This window comes from Sinorhizobium sp. BJ1, from assembly GCF_002531555.1.
Classification (GTDB): Bacteria; Pseudomonadota; Alphaproteobacteria; order Rhizobiales; family Rhizobiaceae; genus Sinorhizobium; species Sinorhizobium fredii_B.
Map to the genome: position 1 here is coordinate 140,801 of NZ_NWTH01000003.1, position 17,896 is coordinate 158,696.

The 17,896-nt window shown below is 62.8% G+C and carries 14 protein-coding genes; 9 read left to right on the forward strand and 5 right to left on the reverse strand.

Translation table 11 applies throughout. The features are described 5' to 3' along the window. The first annotated feature begins 98 nt into the window (after nt 1-98). Nucleotides 99-611 (forward strand): DinB family protein, encoded by a 513-nt coding sequence (locus CO676_RS03995; RefSeq protein WP_014761663.1) that lies wholly within the window; start codon nt 99-101, stop codon nt 609-611. On the opposite strand, the gene CO676_RS04000 is transcribed toward CO676_RS03995, so the two are convergent. Together CO676_RS04000 and CO676_RS04005 are read right to left on the reverse strand one after the other, a co-directional pair. Next, a complete protein-coding gene (locus CO676_RS04000) occupies nt 552-3,215 on the reverse strand; it encodes an AMP-binding protein (protein ID WP_097519724.1) in 2,664 nt (887 codons plus the stop codon). The two genes, CO676_RS03995 and CO676_RS04000, sit on opposite strands and share 60 nt — an antisense overlap. 212 nt (nt 3,216-3,427) lie before the next feature. Beyond that, nucleotides 3,428-3,706 carry a hypothetical protein gene (locus CO676_RS04005; RefSeq protein ID WP_097519725.1) on the reverse strand — a complete coding sequence of 93 codons (279 nt, stop codon included), beginning with the start codon at nt 3,704-3,706 and terminating at the stop codon, nt 3,428-3,430. 320 nt (nt 3,707-4,026) lie between these two features. Between CO676_RS04005 and CO676_RS04010 the strand changes: the two genes are divergently transcribed. Next, entirely contained in the window at nt 4,027-5,916 is a 1,890-nt protein-coding gene (locus tag CO676_RS04010) for an ABC-F family ATP-binding cassette domain-containing protein (RefSeq protein WP_097519726.1), read from the forward strand. 56 nt (nt 5,917-5,972) lie between these two features. On the opposite strand, the gene CO676_RS04015 is transcribed toward CO676_RS04010, so the two are convergent. Beyond that, nucleotides 5,973-6,812, reverse strand: a complete 840-nt coding sequence (locus CO676_RS04015) for a GNAT family N-acetyltransferase (protein ID WP_097519727.1) — start codon at nt 6,810-6,812, stop codon at nt 5,973-5,975. A gap of 193 nt (nt 6,813-7,005) precedes the next feature. Between CO676_RS04015 and CO676_RS04020 the strand changes: the two genes are divergently transcribed. Then, nucleotides 7,006-7,932, forward strand: coding sequence for a Gfo/Idh/MocA family oxidoreductase (locus CO676_RS04020; protein WP_097519728.1), 927 nt, complete (start codon nt 7,006-7,008; stop codon nt 7,930-7,932). 64 nt (nt 7,933-7,996) lie between these two features. On the opposite strand, the gene CO676_RS04025 is transcribed toward CO676_RS04020, so the two are convergent. Next, nucleotides 7,997-8,446 (reverse strand): DNA polymerase III subunit chi, encoded by a 450-nt coding sequence (locus CO676_RS04025; RefSeq protein ID WP_014761657.1) that lies wholly within the window; start codon nt 8,444-8,446, stop codon nt 7,997-7,999. Nucleotides 8,447-8,474: 28 nt separating this feature from the next. After that, the gene (locus CO676_RS04030) at nt 8,475-9,968 is read right to left on the reverse strand and encodes a leucyl aminopeptidase (RefSeq protein ID WP_097519729.1); all 1,494 of its coding nucleotides are present in this window, start codon (nt 9,966-9,968) and stop codon (nt 8,475-8,477) included. Between the two features lie 310 nt (nt 9,969-10,278). Between CO676_RS04030 and lptF the strand changes: the two genes are divergently transcribed. The 6 genes from lptF (at nt 10,279) to rsmA (ending at nt 17,886) form a co-directional block, all read left to right on the forward strand. Further along, nucleotides 10,279-11,451, forward strand: coding sequence for an LPS export ABC transporter permease LptF (gene lptF, locus CO676_RS04040; protein WP_097519731.1), 1,173 nt, complete (start codon nt 10,279-10,281; stop codon nt 11,449-11,451). Beyond that, complete coding sequence (gene lptG / locus CO676_RS04045; protein WP_014761654.1) at nt 11,448-12,530, forward strand: LPS export ABC transporter permease LptG; 1,083 nt, start codon at nt 11,448-11,450, stop codon at nt 12,528-12,530. Before lptF ends, lptG begins: the two co-directional genes overlap by 4 nt. Further along, nucleotides 12,530-14,878 (forward strand): LPS-assembly protein LptD, encoded by a 2,349-nt coding sequence (locus tag CO676_RS04050; protein WP_097519732.1) that lies wholly within the window; start codon nt 12,530-12,532, stop codon nt 14,876-14,878. Before lptG ends, CO676_RS04050 begins: the two co-directional genes overlap by 1 nt. A 202-nt stretch (nt 14,879-15,080) precedes the next feature. Beyond that, the gene (locus CO676_RS04055; protein WP_041413907.1) at nt 15,081-16,022 is read left to right on the forward strand and encodes a peptidylprolyl isomerase; all 942 of its coding nucleotides are present in this window, start codon (nt 15,081-15,083) and stop codon (nt 16,020-16,022) included. An 11-nt stretch (nt 16,023-16,033) separates the two neighbouring features. Continuing rightward, nucleotides 16,034-17,062: a 4-hydroxythreonine-4-phosphate dehydrogenase PdxA gene (gene pdxA / locus CO676_RS04060; protein WP_014761651.1), complete on the forward strand. Its 1,029-nt coding sequence runs from the start codon at nt 16,034-16,036 to the stop codon at nt 17,060-17,062. After that, on the forward strand, nt 17,062-17,886 hold the full coding sequence (gene rsmA / locus CO676_RS04065; protein WP_097519733.1) for a 16S rRNA (adenine(1518)-N(6)/adenine(1519)-N(6))-dimethyltransferase RsmA: 825 nt from the start codon (nt 17,062-17,064) through the stop codon (nt 17,884-17,886). The genes pdxA and rsmA overlap by 1 nt, the downstream gene beginning before the upstream one ends. Nucleotides 17,887-17,896: the final 10 nt, after the last annotated feature.

The window sequence follows — 17,896 nt, forward strand, 5'->3', positions numbered from 1 at the left end:
TAGGGAGCGGGTGATCAAATCAGTAAATTTCATGAGTTGCATTCGACACGCGAATATCAATCCCGGCTAGGCTGGCCGGACAGCAAGGGAGAATGTTGATGCTCGATCACTATCGGATGTTTGCCGACTACAATCGCTGGGCCAACCGGCGGCTCTACGCTGCCGCGGCGGAACTCTCCGAGGCGGAATACCGGGAGGACAGGGGCGCCTTTTTCGGCTCGCTGCACGCTACGCTGAACCATATTCTCGCGGCCGACCGGATCTGGATGAACCGATTCACCAAGGAGGGCAAGGCACCCACGCGGCTCGATGCGATCCTCTGCGAAGACCTCGCCGCGCTGACGGCGGCGCGGGCGGCGGAAGACGAGCGCATCATCGCCTGGCTGGACAGCCTCGACGAGGCGCGTCTCAACGCGCACTTCACCTATTCGCCGCTGACCGCGCCCGACAAGATCACCCAGAGAGTCGGTCCGACGCTCGCCCATTTCTTCAACCACCAGACCCATCACCGCGGGCAGGCGCACGCGACCTTGACCGCGCTCGGGCGGCCGTCACTGACGCTGGACCTGGTTTTCTTCCTGCGGACCGAGGGAAAGAAGTGGGCGGCCTGAAGAGAGCCAGGACTTAACCCCGGCCGGCCAGTCCATCGGCAGAGCGCCGGCCCGGGCGCGCACAAGCCCTTTGAATAGCTGACGCTGCCCCGCCCAGACCATAAGCCCGAGCACGACGCCGCCAGCGATCGAGGAGAGCGAATAGGTGAGCGGCGGGAGGAACGGCTGGACTGGCGCCAGCAGGAGATCGGGCACGAAGCGGTGCAGGATGTAGATATGAAAGCCTGCCGCCGAGAGCGGCAGGACAAGTTGCACGGCCCATTGCGGCAGGCGGATGCGAGGCAGAAACAAAAGGCCCGCGAGGACGACGATCTGCAACAGGTACTTGATCTTGGTGCCGATCCAGACGCCCTCGTAAAGCCCGAGAAACAAAAAGATCCCCGTTCCGGCCACCATGACCGCGAGCCGCTGTGCCCAGTTCTGGGCGAAGGCCGCGCACCAGCCGACGACGGCCAGATGGAAGATCCAAGGCAGCGTGAAGATCTGGCGGTTACCGATTTCCCAAAGCTGCGGCATCGCCAGGCGGGCGGCAAAAGCGGCAGCAAGCAGCGCCATGCCGGCGGCAAAGGGCCGCACGGCGGCAAAGCGCCTGACGAACGGAACGGCGAACAGAGCGCCAAACACCAGCACCATCTGGCAATAGGCCTCGATGAACCAGTAGAGGTACGGCACCATGCTGTGGCGCTCGGGGTCGGCGAAACCAAAATTGCCGACAAGGAAGACGGAAGCCCAGGGCACTTCCCCCCAGGCAAGGGCGTAAGCCGCGACGATCAGATAGTAGGGGACTAGGATCTGCGCGAGCGGCCGCAGCAGCTGCCATAGCGCGCCCGACAAAAGGGCGCCGCTCTGGAACCGAGCCAGGCCGAATCCGGCGAGGATCACCATCGCCGCCGAGCCGCCCGGGATCGGCCAGAGCGTCTCGTGGTGAAGCACGACGAGCAGGATGGCCAGCGCCCGGATCAGGAAGTCGGTGCCGATCTGCGGTGTCTTGCGCTCCTGGCGAACCATGGCCGCCAAGGTATTGACCGGCATTCTCTCCCAAGCCTCGGGCACCTCGCCGAGGATTTTTTCAAGCCCGATCGACAGCTGGACGAAACGGAGCGAATCCCCGCCGAGCGACAGAAAGCTGTCCTCCGGTCGAACCTTCTGCGGGTAGAATAACTGCTCGAACAGGACTTCCACGCCTTCTGCCTGCGAAGGACCGCCGGTGCCCCGGCTCTTCTGGCGGAGCGCTTCGTAATCGACCTTGCCGGATGCCAGGCGCGGCAGCGCGTCGATGCGCGTCGCCCGTACCTGCAGCAACGTCAATCCGCTTGCGGAGACGAGGAGCCGACGGACGTCAGCCGGATCGCGTTCTCCCACGAAATAGGCATGGATTTCGACATCGCTGCCAATGACGGCGGCGGCGATATCGTGCCGCTCGAGAGCCGCTTCGAGACCGTCATGCCCGATTCGCAGCCCGGCGATCTTCGATATCCGCTTCGTCCGCCCTACGATGCGGAACAACCCGTCGGCATCGCGCACCGCCAAGTCGCCGGTCCGCAATACGGCGAGCGCGGCACCCTCGGCGAGGTCGGCGCGCGACAGGGCGTAGCCCATCATCACGTTCGGCCCGCGATAGATGAGTTCGCCGGGTTGCTCCGGACCGGTGATCAGACGCCCGCTTTCGTCCTCGATCGTCAGGCTGCCGCCCGGTATCGCGACCCCGATCCGGTCTTCCCGGCCGCTCAGGCGATCCGGAGGCACGTAGGCCATACGCGCGGTCGCCTCGGTCTGGCCGTACATCACGAAAAAGGATGCGCCGCGTGCGGTGAGATGTTCGTTGTAAAGGTGGACCTTTTCGGGCGGCAGGCGTCCGCCAGCGACGGTCATGAACCGCAGGTGCGGAAACGCCCGCTCGCGGAAGCCCACCTTTTCGAGAAGGTCGTAGGAATAGGGAACGCCGGAAAGATTGGTGCAGCCGCTCTCGGCGAGACCGTCGAGAAAGCCCTCGTCCAGGATAGATCTGCCGGGCAGATAGACGCTTGCCCCGACCGAAAGGTGCGCGTTCAGGACCGAAAGGCCATAGGAATAGTGCAGCGGCAGGATGAGGCAGGTCCGATCCGCCGCCGTAAGGCCGAGATAATCAGCGATGGCACCTGCATTGGCCTCGATATTCGTTCTCGACAGCCGGACATATTTCCCCTGTCCGGTGCTGCCGGAGGTCGAGAGCAGGACGGCAAGATCGGGATGGGGGACCACAGGGTCTCCCTCCAGCCGCTCCGTGCGCCAGCATCCGTCGATCCGGCGATGGCAGAAATCCGGCCTGAAGATCTCGCGATCCGTTTTCGTGGCGACCGGGCCCTGCAGCGCGATGCCGTGTCCGGCATCGAGCGCAGCAAGATAGGCGATGATCGCGTGCTCCGAGAGATCGGCCTCGAGCATCACCAGCCCGCGGTCGCGGCGCCACTTAGATGCCTGGCGACCGACGCGGGCGGCGAGCTCGCGATAGTTGACGACCCTCCCGCCGGGAAACACGAGCGCCGGTTTCTCGCCCTGAGCGGACAAGTGCGCAACACGGAACGGGAATATCGACAAATCGCCAGCGCCCAAAGCCACCTCCATTTTAGCAAGGCGGCATATTATTGCTGACTCTTGTCGTCAAGTATAAGCGCCCGACTAAAGCAGCAACCTGCGCAAGAAGGGCCGCGACAAATCGCGGCACGCACCGGTGCCCGTAACGCGTGCAAGACAAAAAGAGGCCCGGTCCCGCTGGGCGGGACCGGGCCAGGGAAAGAGCAGTCTGGGAGGACGACCCGCTCTACTGGGATTCCGACTTAGCGGCTGACGCCCTGGTAGTATTCGCCTTCTCCGCCGCGGACCGGCTTCGGCTGAACGGCGTAGTCGGAGACCGCACCGGTGGAGGTACGGTCGATGGAACCGTTGGTGCGGCGGACCGCGGCCTCGTCACCGGCCTTCGGAGCACGTTCGGTAAACAGCGGCTTGTCGCTGATGCCTTCGTAATAGCTGCCGCCGGCAAAGGCAGCGGAAGCGCCGCCAAGAACGGCAGTGGCAACGAGGGCAGCGGCGAGAGCGGTGTGGACTGCATTTCTCATGTTTAACACTCCTGATGAGAACGTTCTCTTCAACGATGGGTAGGCCGCGACCACCTGTGATCGGATCAGTCTTTTCGAACGCGGCGGCCTTGCCGATGGCATTCGATCCGAGCCGGATGATCGGAAGAGCAGTTCCTGTGCTCTTCGCTGATAGATGTGGGTCCTCATGATGAGGCTTGGAAGTATTGATTATCGGAACACGTCGTCCAAGATTCGATAACAATAAGCCCTTGAAACCGCCCGCTAAGGACTTATCGGTAAGCCGCGAAGCTCGTCCGCTGACCCTTGCCTTCGGGTAAAACTCGGGGCAAAAGGCCCGGATGATCCAGATCACCGGCCTCTCCGCCCGCGTCGCGGGCCGTCTTCTCATCGAAAATGCTTCCGTGACGCTTCCGGCGGGCACGAAGGCCGGTCTTGTCGGACGCAACGGCGCCGGCAAGTCGACGCTTTTCCGGATCATCACCGGCGAACTTGCCGCCGAGGCCGGCAGTGTCTCCTTGCCGAAAAACGCACGGCTTGGCCAGGTGGCCCAGGAGGCGCCGGGTACGGACGAGCCGCTGATCGAGATCGTGTTGAAGGCCGACAGGGAACGCGCCGCACTTCTCGCCGAGGCCGAAACCGCCACCGACCCGCACCGGATCGCCGACATCCAGACGCGACTAGCCGATATCAGCGCCCACTCGGCGGAAGCGCGGGCGGCGAGCATTCTCGCCGGGCTCGGCTTCGATCACGAAGCGCAGAGGCGCCCCGCCTCCGCCTTCTCCGGCGGCTGGCGCATGCGCGTGGCGCTTGCAGCGGTGCTCTTCTCCGAACCGGATCTGCTGCTGCTCGACGAGCCAACCAACTATCTCGATCTCGAAGGAACCTTGTGGCTGGAGGATTACATCCGCCGCTACCCGCATACGGTCATCATCATCAGCCACGATCGGGACCTCTTGAACACGGCCGTCAACGCCATCGTTCACCTCGACCAGAAGAAGCTCAATTTCTATCGCGGCTCGTATGACCAGTTTGAGCGGCAGAAGGCGGAAGCCGACGAACTGCAGATGAAGGCAAAGGCCAAGAACGAAGCGGCCCGCAAGCATCTGCAGAGTTTCATCGACCGCTTCAAGGCGAAGGCATCGAAGGCCCGCCAGGCCCAGAGCCGCATCAAGGCGCTGGAACGCATGGGCACCGTCGCGGCGGTGATCGAGCAGCACGTCCAAGGTTTCTCCTTCCCCGATCCGGAGAAACAGGTCGCCTCCCCCATCGTCGCGATCCAGGGCGGCGCGGTCGGATACGAGCCGGGCAAGCCGATTTTGAAGAGGCTCAATCTGCGCATCGACGCGGACGACCGTATCGCGCTGCTTGGCTCGAACGGCAACGGCAAGTCGACCTTCGCGAAATTCATCTCAGGCCGCCTCAATGCTGAGGCCGGCGACGTCCGGATCGCTTCGGGCCTGAAGACCGGCTTCTTCGCCCAGCATCAGCTCGATGACCTCGTCCCGACGCAGAGCGCTGTGGAACACGTGCGCCGCCGCATGCCCGATGCCCCGGAAGCCAAGGTCCGCTCGCGCGTCGCGCAGATGGGGCTGTCGACCGAGAAGATGGACACGCCCGCAAAGGACCTCTCCGGCGGCGAGAAGGCACGGCTCCTGATGGGCCTCGCGGCATTCGACCAACCGAACCTGCTCATCCTCGACGAGCCGACCAACCACCTGGACATCGACAGCCGTAATGCGTTGATCACCGCCCTCAACGACTATTCCGGCGCCGTCATCCTGATCTCGCATGATCGACACCTGATCGAAGCCACCGCCGACCGGCTGTGGCTGGTGCGAGACGGAACGGTTGCGGTGTACGATGGCGATCTCGATGACTATCGGAGCGTGATCGTCGGCGGCCCCAAGGCGAAGGACGAGAGGCCCAGACCAAACGGCCTGGACGAGGGTTTGTCGAAGGCCGACCAGCGCAAGGTGAATGCCGAAAAACGCGCGTCGCTGGCGCCGCTCAGGAAAAAGATCAACGAGATCGAGTCCTTGACGGGAAAACTGGAGAAACTGATTCAGGCGCTCGACGCCGAGTTGGCCGACCCGGTCCTCTACGAGAAAGCCCCGGCAAAGGCGGCCCAAAGAGCAAAGGAACGGGCGGAGGCGGCGGCAAGACTCGCCCACGCCGAAGAGCAATGGCTCGAACTCTCGGCCGAATACGAAGAGGCGATGGCGATCTAGAGCCTTTCCCCTGGGCATCGCCTCCCGTAGCAGACGGCGGGTGCTTCTCGACCAGATCAGCCGAGTTCGAACGTAGTGATGCCGTAAATCCGTGGAAGCGGCAGGTCTGGCGCCGGCCCCCGATACATGCGCGCCGTCTCGAAAACCGGCTTCATGTTGTAGCGTTCGCAAAGCGCCCTCGCCGAGGCGTTCGGCTCGGGAATGTCGAGGTAGACCCGCGCGCCCTTTGCGCCCGCGGCGAGCTTGCGGAAGATGAGGTCGGCGCCGGTCTCGTTGTCGGCAAACAGCGGACCGATCTTGAACCCTTCGCGGCAGGCGCGGATCGTCCCGTAACCGACGATGGTGCCGTCTCGCAGCATCAGTATGCTTCGACGCGTCGGCAACTGCTTCGTCCACTCGTACAGAAAGGCTTCGCGGCGGGCCGGGTTGAAGCGGCGGTCATAATCGGTCAGGGCCGCGACATGCACCGGAGCTGCGTCGACGAGTTGGGTGCCCGGCGGCTCCCATATATCGACGGCGCCCCCATAGCGCACATTCGCATGCGCCCGGGCGAAGCCCGACTTTCGATAATTGTCCTGCTGGGCTACCACGCCGTCGAGGCCGATGACGCGGCCCTCGGCGCTGGCGATCGCTCGCTTCCAGAGCGCGAGGCCGATGCCCCTGCCGCGAAAGGCCGGGTCGGCAATATAAAGGCCGAGAAAGGCATATTGGCTGCCGTAGCGCACAAGCGAGATGGCCGCCGCCAAGGTCTCCTGTTCGGTCGCAACCCAATAGCCCTCCGGGTCGGCGGTCCAGAACGCGTTGGCGTCTTCGAGACCTGGATTCCATCCCTCCCTCGCCGCCCAGTCGATGATCGTGTCAAGCTCGGCGCGCATGGCGCGGCGGATGTTCGGCATGGCAAATCCTCAACTGTCGTTCCGAACAACAGATCAGCAAAACCGTCGCCCGACTCACCGGAGGCATAACAGATTTGTTTGCAAGTTGTGCCCTGAGGTGCCAGCTTATTTCAAGACGGAACCCCGCTTGCCCACTGCCCCCAATCTGCTACAAGGGGCGAGAATAAGTCATACTAATTAAGAGCGAAGCACCATGTCTCCCATTCCAATTGCCATTGTCGGCGTCGGAAAGATCGTCCGCGATCAGCATCTGCCGGCACTCGCCAAGAATGCCGACTATCGACTGACCGCAGCGGCGAGCCGCCATGGAACGGTCGATGGCATCGACAATTTCAAGTCGATCGAAGCGATGCTCGAAGCGGTGCCGGCGATCGAGGCAGTCTCGCTCTGCATGCCGCCGCAATACCGCTATGAAGCGGCCCGGACGGCCCTCGAGGCCGGCAAGCATGTCTTCCTCGAAAAACCGCCGGGCGCGACCCTGAGCGAGGTCGCAGACCTTCAGGCGCTGGCGGCGGAAAAGGATCTCTCGCTCTTCGCGAGCTGGCATTCGCGCTATGCGCCGGCGGTCGAAGCGGCCAAGGCCTTTCTCGCGGCGACCACGATCCGCAATGTCAAGATCATCTGGAAGGAGGATGTCCGGCACTGGCATCCGAACCAGGAATGGATTTGGGCGGCTGGCGGGCTCGGCGTGTTCGATCCGGGGATCAACGCCCTGTCGATCATTACTCATATCCTGCCCCACCCGATCTTCATAACCTCGGCGACGCTCGAATTTCCCGAGAACCGCGACGCACCGATCGCCGCTTCGATCGCCTTCAGCGATGCCCGAAAGCTGAACGTTTCGGCTGAGTTCGATTGGCGCCAGACGGGCAAGCAGAGCTGGGACATCGTTGCCGAGACCGAGGCCGGCGAGATGGTTCTCTCCGAAGGTGGTGCCAAGCTCGCCCTCGACGGCAAGATCGTTCATGACGAGCCGGAAGAGGAATATCCGATGCTCTATCGGCGTTTTGCCGAGATCATTAAAGAGGGCCGATCGGACGTGGATCTTTCGCCGTTGCGCCACGTCGCCGACGCCTTCATGCTCGGCCGGCGCAAGTTCGTCGAGGCCTTCCACGACTGAGCTTCACTCAGCTGCAATATCAAGGCCCGCGGTTTTCGCGGGTCCTGTGTTTTTCGGAAGAGCTTCAGGCCTTCTTCTCCCAGCGGCCGTCGCGGTTCTGCTGCCAATAGGTGAGGTTGTGCCCCTCGCCCTTCAGCCGCTTCCATTGGCCGCGCGCCGCCTCGAGCTGTTGCTGGTCGTAGCCGTCGAACATGAAGACGACGCGCTCGTATTCGGAGACCGGCGGCGGCTCGGCGCCATCGACGAGAAAGCGCACGGTCGCCCCGTTCTGGTTGCCATTGTCGGCGACGATCAGGATCGGTTGCTCGGTCGCGAATTCGCCCGCATCCGTACCGTGCGGCAGGAAGCTGTCGTCGCGATAGACCCAGAGATGCGTGTCGAGCGCTTCGCGCCTTTCCGCGTCAACTGTTTGCACGACCACCCGCCAGCCGCGCTCGATGCTCTTGTCCAGGAGCGGCGGCAGGGCGTCCTCGAGCTTCGATTCGGTCAGGTGGTAGAAAAGGATTTCGGTCATGCCGATCGCTCCCGGGATCCCCAGGCAATCAGGATTCGTAGTTTGCCCGGACCAGTTCGTCGAGGAGACGCACGCCGAAACCCGAGCCCCAGGACTGGTTGATCTCATGGGTCGGCGAACCCATCGCCGTACCGGCGATGTCGAGATGCGCCCAGGGCGTGTCCTTTACGAAACGCTTCAGGAACTGCGCCGCCGTCACCGAGCCGCCGTGGCGGCCGCCGGTATTCTTCATGTCGGCAAACTTGCTGTCGATCATCTTGTCGTATTCCTTGCCGAGCGGCATCCGCCACAGGCGCTCATGTGTCGTCGTGCCGGCCTTCAGCAGCTGTTCGGCGAGGCGATCATCGTTCGCGAACAGTCCGGCATAGTGATTGCTGAGCGCCACCATGATCGCGCCGGTGAGCGTCGCCAGGTCGATCATCGCCTTCGGCTTGAAGCGATCGTTGCAATACCAGAGCGCGTCGCACAGAACGAGCCTGCCCTCGGCGTCGGTGTTGATCACCTCGATCGTCTGCCCCGACATCGAGGTCACGATATCGCCCGGCCGCTGCGCGCTGCCATCCGGCATGTTCTCCACCAACCCGATGATGCCGACGGCATTGACGCTCGCCTTGCGAGCCGCCAGCACATGCATGAGACCGGTCACGGCGGCAGCACCGCCCATGTCGCCCTTCATCTCCTCCATGCCGGAGGCTGGCTTGATCGAGATGCCGCCCGTGTCGAAGACGACACCCTTGCCGATGAAGGCAATCGGCTTGTCCTTCGCCTTGCCGCCCTTCCACTGCATCACCACCAATCGCGGCGGGCGGGAGGATCCCTGCGCAACGCCGAGCAGCGCACCCATTCCGAGTTTCTTCATTTCCCGCTCGGTCAGGGTCTCGACCTCGACCCCGAGCTTCTCCAGTTCCTTGGCGCGCGCCGCAAACTCCACCGGGCCGAGCACATTGGCGGGCTCGTTGACGAGATCGCGCGCCAGGAAGACACCCTCGCCGACCGCCTGGACGGTGGCGAATGCCTTTTTGGCGGCAATAACCATGCCGGTGACGATGGTGACCTTCACCACTTTCTGAGCAGTCTTCGATTCGTCGTCGGACTTGCGCGTCTTGTAGCTGTCGAAAACATAGGCGTTCATTTCCATGCCGAGCACGAAGTCAGCAGCCGCCTTGCCTGTGACGTCAACGCCCGGCGCATCGATGAAGATCGTCGCCTTCTCGGCAGAGCGGAGCTTCGCGGCCGCGGCGCCGCCGGCCTTCAGCCAATCATGGCTCGTGAGCGCCGCCGCATCTCCAAGGCCGAGAAGGATGATCCGATCTGCCGGCGAACCGTGTGGTGCAACGACGTCGAGGGCGGCCAGGGCCTTGCCGGTGAACTTTCCTATCTTCACGGCCCTCGGCAGGACGCCCTCGGGATCGACGACAGCGGCACCGGCCGGCTCTTTCGCGCCCGCGACCTGCAGGAGCACTGCGGAGCCCCCGGCCGGGCGATGGGATTTGCTGAAAGTGAACTCGAACTTCATCGGCATACAGAACTCCGGGCATTTCTGGTGGGCTTCCGTCTGGCTGTTACCGGACGGCTACAGTGGCGGACATTCGCGACGTCGGCCGTGTTCAAAACCGTGGCGCGCACCCTTCTCGCTTTTGAGGCGCTTGGCAAGATGCCCGCACATGTTTACATGCGGTTAACCGCAGTTCTTCGTCTTATGTTATCCCTGTTGTTCGACACTCCGAGTTCGGATGCAGGGAACCGGGACCGGTTCGGCCGGACAGCGAATACGAGGCTCGCATACGCATGAGCGGCTTGAACGAAGAGCAGGATTTGGGTCGGAAACGGGTATGAAGCTGATCGAACGCTACATCTTCCGGCGCGCCACGATCATGTTCCTGGCAACGCTCCTGCCGCTGCTCGGCATCGTCTGGACCACGCAGGCGCTGAGCAACGTCAACCTCGTCACGGACAGCGGCCAGTCGATCTTCGCCTTCCTCAAGCTTGCGACGCTGATCCTGCCTTCGGTCGTTCCGATCATTCTGCCCTTCGCGCTGCTGATCGGCGTCACCCAGACGCTGAGCGTGATGAACACGGATTCGGAACTGACGGTGCTCAACGCCGCCGGCAGTTCGCGCATGTCCGTCATCCGGCCGGTGATCTATCTCGCCATTGGGCTGAGCGCCCTCTCCTTCGTCGTCGACAATTTCGTCGAGCCCTATTCGCGCGTTGCCGTGCGCAAGATGATCGCGACGGCGCATGCCGACTTGCTGTCCTCCGTCGTGCAGGAAAACGCCTTTCGGAAGATCACCGACGGGCTTTACGTACAGGTCGCCGCCCGGCGCAGCGGCGGCGTCCTGCATGGCATCTTCGTCGCCGATTCGCGCAATCCGAATTTCGAACTCGTCTATTATGCGCGCGAGGGGGCGGTCGACGAGGAGCGCTCGGCGCTCGTGATGAAGGACGGCGAAGTCCATCGCAAATTGCCGGACGGCGGCGTGTCCGTCATCAAGTTCGATTCCTATGCCTTCGATCTCACCGACATGACCCGGGCGGCCGGCGAGGCCACCATCCGGGCCAAGGATCGCGACCTCTTCTATCTCATCGCACCCGATCCGAACGATTCTTCCTACAAGCGCTCGCCGCTGACCTTTACTGCGGAACTGCACCGGCGTCTCACCGAGTGGACATACCCGCTCCTCTTCGGCTTGATCGCCCTCGTCGTCAGCAGCGATGCCCGCTCGCACCGGGAGGCGCGCGTGCATCCGACGCTCAGCGCCGTGGGTGCGGCTCTCGTCATCCGCTGGATGACTTTCTACGCCGGCAACAGCGCGGAAGATTCGATCTGGTTCGTACCGCTCATGTATCTTGTGCCGCTGGTGACCGGTGCCCTGGCGATACGCCAGCTCGCCAGCAACCGCCGCCTCGACATACCGATGACCTGGAAGGAAAAGCTCACCGATCTGATGCTGCGGCTTCGGCTCGTGCGGCCGGCTGGCGTCGATGGGGAACAGCCGTCATGATCCTCAGCACCCTTGGACGCTATTTCTTCAAGCGGTACATCGTCACGACGTTCTGGTTTCTGATCGGCATCTTCGCGCTGATCTTCATCATCGATTTCAGCGAGCTCGCCAGCCGTATGTCGGCCTTGCCGCATTACACGGTTTCCGGCGCGCTGCTGATGACGACGTTCCGCATCCCGACCATCCTGCAGCAGACGGTTCCCTTCGTGGCACTCTTTTCTGCGATGGCGGCACTGATTTCGCTCAACCGCCGCTACGAGTTGGTCGTCACGCGGGCCGCTGGCATTTCCGTGTGGCAGTTCTTGAGACCATTCGTGCTGGGAGCGTTTCTCGTCGGCGTTCTCGCCGTCGTCGCACTCAACCCGCTTGCCGCCTGGGGAACAAAGAGGGCCGAAGCGCTGGAGGCGGAATGGGGCTCGTCCCGCTCGGCGCAATCCAATTCGATTCCGTGGCTCAGACAGATCTATGACGGCACGGACACGATCATTGGCGCACGGTCCGTCCAGAACGGCGGCACGGAGCTCATCAACGTCACCGTTATCCACTTTGATCCACAGGGAACGATCATCCTGAGGCAGGATGCGAAGTCGGCGAAACTCGAAGATGGTTACTGGCTCCTTAAGGGGGTCACCGAAAGCGGCAACGGACGCCTGCCCCGACGGCTGGAAACGGTACAACTGCGTACGAATCTGAAGGCCGATTTCGTCCAGGAACGTCTGGCAAAGGCTGATTCCATTCAATTTTTCGACCTGCCGCACAAGATTGACGTGGCCCGGTCCTTCGGCTTCTCGACCGACGCCATGGAGACCCAGCTTCACTCGCTCCTGTCGCTGCCGCTGCTTCTCGTTGCAATGACTCTGATCGCCGCATGCGTGTCCTTGAAATTTAGCCGATTCAACCAATCGCGCTCCGTAATTCTCGGTGGAATCCTGTCAGGCTTCGTGCTTTATGTCGTCACCGTGCTTGTCAAAGCATTCGGGAGCAGCGGTATTGTGCCTCCGTTCGTTGCAGCCTGGTTGCCAGTTGTTGTAGCGATGGCGCTGGGCTCGACGATTCTATTACATCAGGAGGATGGCTAGTGGCGGCAGGCAACCGCGGACCTATGAAGCTTATCAACGCCGCCCTCCTCGCAGGCGTGGCGCTGCATGCGCTTGCCATCGGAATGCATGCGCCGGCCATGGCACAGGACACATCTACCCGAATCGATGAGCTGCAGCCGAACATCCCGGCTGATGCGAAACTGCTGCTGACCGCCAACGAGCTGGTCTACAACCGCGACACGGAAATCGTCACCGTGCGCGGCAACGTGCAGATCGAATATGGCGGCTACAAAATGGTGGCCCGCCAGGTCGAATACAATCAAAAGAGCGGCCGCATTCTTGCGACCGGAGAAGTCCAGCTGATCGAGCCTGGCGGCAATGTCGTCTATGCCGACAAGATGGACGTCACCGACGATTTCGGCAATGGATTCGTCGAAGCGTTGCGGATCGAGACGACGGACCTGACCCGGCTCGCGGCCGAAAGCGGCGAACGACGCAACGGCGAAGAGTTCATCCTGAACAAGGCCGTCTATACCGCCTGTACGCCTTGCTCGACCAAGCCGGAGCACCGCTCGCTGTGGCACATCAAGGCGCAGCGTGTCATCCAGAACGGCCGCACCCGCACGATTCGGCTTGAACACGCCTATTTCGAACTTTTCGGAAAGCCGATCGCCTACATACCGGTGATGGAAATCCCTGACCACACGGTCAAGCGCAAGAGCGGCTTCCTGTTCCCGACGTTCCGCTACGCGCAGAAACTCGGCGCCGGCGTCGGTATCCCCTATTATTGGGCGATCTCGCCCTATATGGACGCGACCGTCACCACGACCGGATTGACGCGCCAGGGCTTCCTGCTCGAAGGCGAGTTCCGCCAGCGCTTCCACAACGGCATGCACACGCTGAACGTGGCCGGCATCAGCCAGATGGACAGGGACCAGTTCACGCCTGGTACGGTCGACGCCGAGGAGACCGCACGCGGCATGGTGGCGTCCAGGGGCCGATTTGAGATCAATCCGCGCTGGACCTTCGGCTGGAACGTTCTCGTCCAATCGGACAACAACTTCGCCAAGACCTATGATCTTTCGACGTTCGACGGCACGACGTATGTCAACCAGGCTTATCTGTCTGGCCTCGGCAGGCGCAATTATTTCGACCTGCGCGCCTTCTATTTCGATATTCAGGATGCCGACCCGGACAGCATCGCGGAAAACCAGCAGCCGGTCGCGCAGGTCCTCGACTATTCCTACACGGCGCCCGAGCCGGTGCTGGGCGGAGAACTCAACGCCGACATCAACTTCACGAATGTCAAGCGCAACCGGCTGGACCGGGATACGACGGTGTTCGGCGTCGATCGCTTCCGCGGGCTCGAAGGCACGTCGCATCGCCTGACCGGCGAACTCGAATGGAAACGGACCTTCATCGCGCCCGGCGGGCTCGTTCTGACGCCGCTGCTTGCGGCGCGCGGTGACGCTGTGGGCGTCAATGTGGACGACCCGGTCGGCTACACAGGCGATTTCACGAGCAGCGATGCCGTGACGCGGCGCATGCTCACCGCAGGTCTCGAGGCTCGTTATCCGATCCTTTTCGCCGGTGAGACGAGCAGCCACGTGCTGGAGCCGATCGCGCAGCTTTATGCGCGTCCAAACGAAGAATATGCCGGCGCACTCCCGAACGAAGATGCCCAGAGCTTCGTCTTCGACGCCACCAACCTCTTCGATCGCGACAAGTTCTCCGGCTTCGACCGCATCGAAGGCGGAACACGCGCCAATGTCGGCTTCCGATATACGGGAAGCTTCGACAGCGGCTACGGCCTGCGCGCCATTGCCGGCCAATCGTTCCACCTCGGCGGGCTGAACTCGTTCGCGACGGACGATCTCGTCAAGGCCGGCGCCGATTCCGGCCTGGAAACCGACCGATCCGACTATGTCGCCATGTTCGGTGTCGACGCTCCATCCGGTCTGATGGCGAGCCTCTCCGGACGACTGGACGAGAAGGACCTCGACCTGCGGCGCGCTGATGCGACTGTCGGCTATCTCGGCCTGACATGGCAGGCCGCCTTCACCTATACGCGGATTGAGGCACAGCCGCTCTACGGCTCGCAATCCGATCAGGATGAAATTCAGACAGCGGCGGCCTACCGATTCCACGACTTCTGGTCGGTGTTCGGCGCGTTGACCTATGACATCAATGAAGGCGTTGTATCCCGCCAAGGCCTGGGACTGACCTATGACGATCAAGACACGCTGTTCTCGATCGTGTACAAGTCGGAGCGGGATACCGACAGCACGGTGGCCAACGACTGGTCGATCGGCGCCCGCATCAGCTTCCGGACGTTGGGCGACATCAATGTGGGCGAGACCAGGTTCGAAGAGCTGGACTACTTCTGATCCGCTTCCCCTTCCCTTCTTTTCTTTTCTTTCGTGAGCGCAGCCTCGTTGCCGCCGACATGCGGCGCGATCGATTGTTCATGCGCTCTTGTCATCGTTTAGCCGCATGTATTATGCATTTCCCACAAATTGACACTGGGAAAACGACGATTGCGGCTGTGGCAACGGCTGCGAGCAGTCGGCGAGGGATGAGCAGGGAAAAATGATGGGCGGGAAATTCTCGATCGTGAGGGCGCTCTCCGCGCTGATGGTGGCCGGCGTGTTGAGCATTGCTTCGGTTGCGGCCGTTCAGGCTGCGAGCGGTGTGAGTGTGATCGTCAACAATACCGTTATCACCTCGGGTGATATCGCCAAGCGCGTGGCGTTCCTTCGCCTGCAGCGCCAGGGGGGCGGTGCGGCGGAAGCCAAGCAGCAGCTGGTCGACGAGGTCCTGAAGCGGACCGAGATCGCACGCGTCCAGCAATCGGTAAGCACCCAGGAGGTCGACGCCGCCTATGCGCGTTTTGCCGCCGGCAACAAGCTGTCGGCCGAGCAACTCGGCAAGATCCTCGAGCAGTCCGGCGTCGGCGTCGAGCATTTCAAGCAGTATATCGCCGTCCAGATGAGCTGGCCGCGGGTCGTCAACTTCCGCTATGGCAGCGCCAGCCGCCTATCCGGCGGCGACCTCGTCAAGCGCATGATGGAGGGCGGCGGCGACAAGCCGGTGACGACGGAGTATTTCCTGCAGCAGGTCATCTTCGTCATCCCGGAATCGAAGCGCGGCGCGATCACCGCCAAGCGGCAGGCCGAAGCCAACGCCTCGCGCTCGAAGTTTCCCGGCTGCGAAACGTCGAAGGTCTTTGCGGCGAATTACCGCGACGTATCGATCCGTAGTCTCGGCCGCGTGCTTGCCCAGCAATTGCCGGAGGATTGGAAGCCGCTCGTCGAAAAGGCGGGCGACGGCATGACGACCGGTACACGCGTCACCGAAAAGGGCGTCGAATATCTGGCAATCTGCAGGAAGCGCCAGGTCAATGACGACGCAGCTGCCGAAGTTGTCTTCCGTGCCGAGGATATCGGCAAGAAGAAAGCCGGCGGCGATGACCCCAACAGCGAGAAGTATCTCGAGGAACTGCGCGCCAAGGCGCAGATCGTCAACAAATAATACGGGCTACCATGAGCGACACGAGCGGCAGGCCGATTGCCCTGACGATGGGCGACCCGGCCGGTATTGGCCCGGACATCACCCTTGCCGTTTGGGCAAGGCGGCAGGCGCAGGCGACTGCGCCTTTCCTCTTCATTGGCGACCCGTCAGTGCTATCGGCACGCGCCCAGGCGCTCGCGCAGACGGTGCGGATCGAGGAGACCGATTGCCTCAACGCGGCCGCCGTCTTCGCGAATGCCCTGCCGGTCCTGCCGATCCGTTGTCCCGCTCGCGTTGTCGCCGGTCGGCCAAGCGCGGAGAATGCCGCCGCCGTCACCGGCGCGATCGATACCGCCGTCCGGCTTGTTATGGCCGGTGAAGCGTCAGGCGTGACGACCAATCCGATCGCCAAGGCCGTGCTTTACGAGGCGGGTTTTCGTTTCCCCGGTCATACGGAATATCTCGCCGATCTGGCGGAGAAGGCGACCGGGACCTCCGCCCCGCCGGTGATGATGCTGGCGGGACCGAAGCTGCGCGCCGTTCCCGTAACCATCCATATTCCGCTCAAGGATGTTCCCGCGGCGCTGACGCAGGATCTGATCTACCGGACCTGCACGATAACCGCCGCCGATCTGAAGAGCCGCTTCGGGCTGGCGGCGCCACGCCTCGCCATCGCCGGTCTCAATCCACATGCGGGCGAAGGCGGTGCGCTCGGTCTCGAAGACGATGCGGTCATCCGCCCGGTCATCGACCGCCTTCGCGCCGAAGGTCTCAACGTTGTCGGACCGCTTCCGGCCGACACGATGTTCCATGATCGGGCAAGGGAGACCTACGACGTCGCGATCTGCATGTATCACGACCAGGCCCTGATCCCGGCCAAGGCACTCGGCTTCGATGACAGTGTCAATGTGACGCTTGGCCTGCCTTTCATCAGAACCTCGCCGGACCACGGCACCGCCTTCGCGATTGCCGGCAGGGGCATTGCCCGAGAGGACAGCCTGCAGGCGGCGCTGCGGCTTGCCGCGGAGCTTGCAGCCAATGCCGGGAAGGCGCAGGGCTGATGGCAGCACTCGACGGCCTGCCGCCGCTTCGCGACGTCATCCAGCGCCACGGACTGGATGCGAAGAAGGCGCTCGGGCAGAATTTCCTGCTCGATCTCAACCTCACGCAGAAGATCGCACGCACGGCCGGCCCTCTCGATGACGTCACCGTCATTGAGGTCGGTCCGGGCCCGGGAGGGCTGACGCGCGCGATCTTGGCACTCGGCGCCAAGAAGGTCGTGGCAATCGAACGCGACCCGCGCTGCCTTCCGGCGCTTGCCGAAATCAGCACCCATTATCCTGGCCGGCTCGATGTCGTCGAGGGCGATGCCCTGAAGGTCGATTTCGAGACCCTCGCCGAGGGTCCGGTGCGTATCATCGCCAATCTGCCCTACAATGTCGGCACACAGCTTCTCGTCAATTGGCTGCTGCCGGGGCGCTGGCCGCCCTTCTGGGAGTCGATGACGCTGATGTTCCAGCGGGAAGTCGGCTTGCGGATCGTGGCGAGCGCCGACGACGATCATTACGGCCGCCTCGGCGTCCTCTGCGGCTGGAGGACCAATGCACACCTGGCCTTCGATGTTCCAGCACAGGCCTTCACGCCGCCGCCGAAGGTCACCTCCACGGTCGTGCATCTCGAGCCGATCGACAATCCGATCCCATGCGCCGCCTCGGCGCTCGAGAAGGTCACGCAGGCAGCCTTTGGCCAGCGCCGCAAGATGCTACGTCAAAGCCTCAAGCCGCTCGGTGGCGAAGCGCTGCTTGGCAAAGCCGGCATCGACCCGCAACGCCGGGCCGAGACGCTGACGGTGGAAGAGTTCTGCCGGTTGGCCAATTGCCTCTGAGCTGGCGCAA

Excerpts from the sequence above, each read along its gene's own strand:
- CO676_RS03995 (WP_014761663.1), top strand. The coding sequence starts at position 99 with ATGCTCGATCACTATCGGATGTTTGCCGACTACAATCGCTGGGCCAAC.
- CO676_RS04000 (WP_097519724.1), bottom strand. The coding sequence starts at position 3,215 with ATGGAGGTGGCTTTGGGCGCTGGCGATTTGTCGATATTCCCGTTCCGT.
- CO676_RS04005 (WP_097519725.1), bottom strand. The coding sequence starts at position 3,706 with ATGAGAAATGCAGTCCACACCGCTCTCGCCGCTGCCCTCGTTGCCACT.
- CO676_RS04010 (WP_097519726.1), top strand. The coding sequence starts at position 4,027 with ATGATCCAGATCACCGGCCTCTCCGCCCGCGTCGCGGGCCGTCTTCTC.
- CO676_RS04015 (WP_097519727.1), bottom strand. The coding sequence starts at position 6,812 with ATGCCGAACATCCGCCGCGCCATGCGCGCCGAGCTTGACACGATCATC.
- CO676_RS04020 (WP_097519728.1), top strand. The coding sequence starts at position 7,006 with ATGTCTCCCATTCCAATTGCCATTGTCGGCGTCGGAAAGATCGTCCGC.
- CO676_RS04025 (WP_014761657.1), bottom strand. The coding sequence starts at position 8,446 with ATGACCGAAATCCTTTTCTACCACCTGACCGAATCGAAGCTCGAGGAC.
- CO676_RS04030 (WP_097519729.1), bottom strand. The coding sequence starts at position 9,968 with ATGCCGATGAAGTTCGAGTTCACTTTCAGCAAATCCCATCGCCCGGCC.
- lptF (WP_097519731.1), top strand. The coding sequence starts at position 10,279 with ATGAAGCTGATCGAACGCTACATCTTCCGGCGCGCCACGATCATGTTC.
- lptG (WP_014761654.1), top strand. The coding sequence starts at position 11,448 with ATGATCCTCAGCACCCTTGGACGCTATTTCTTCAAGCGGTACATCGTC.
- CO676_RS04055 (WP_041413907.1), top strand. The coding sequence starts at position 15,081 with ATGATGGGCGGGAAATTCTCGATCGTGAGGGCGCTCTCCGCGCTGATG.
- pdxA (WP_014761651.1), top strand. The coding sequence starts at position 16,034 with ATGAGCGACACGAGCGGCAGGCCGATTGCCCTGACGATGGGCGACCCG.
- rsmA (WP_097519733.1), top strand. The coding sequence starts at position 17,062 with ATGGCAGCACTCGACGGCCTGCCGCCGCTTCGCGACGTCATCCAGCGC.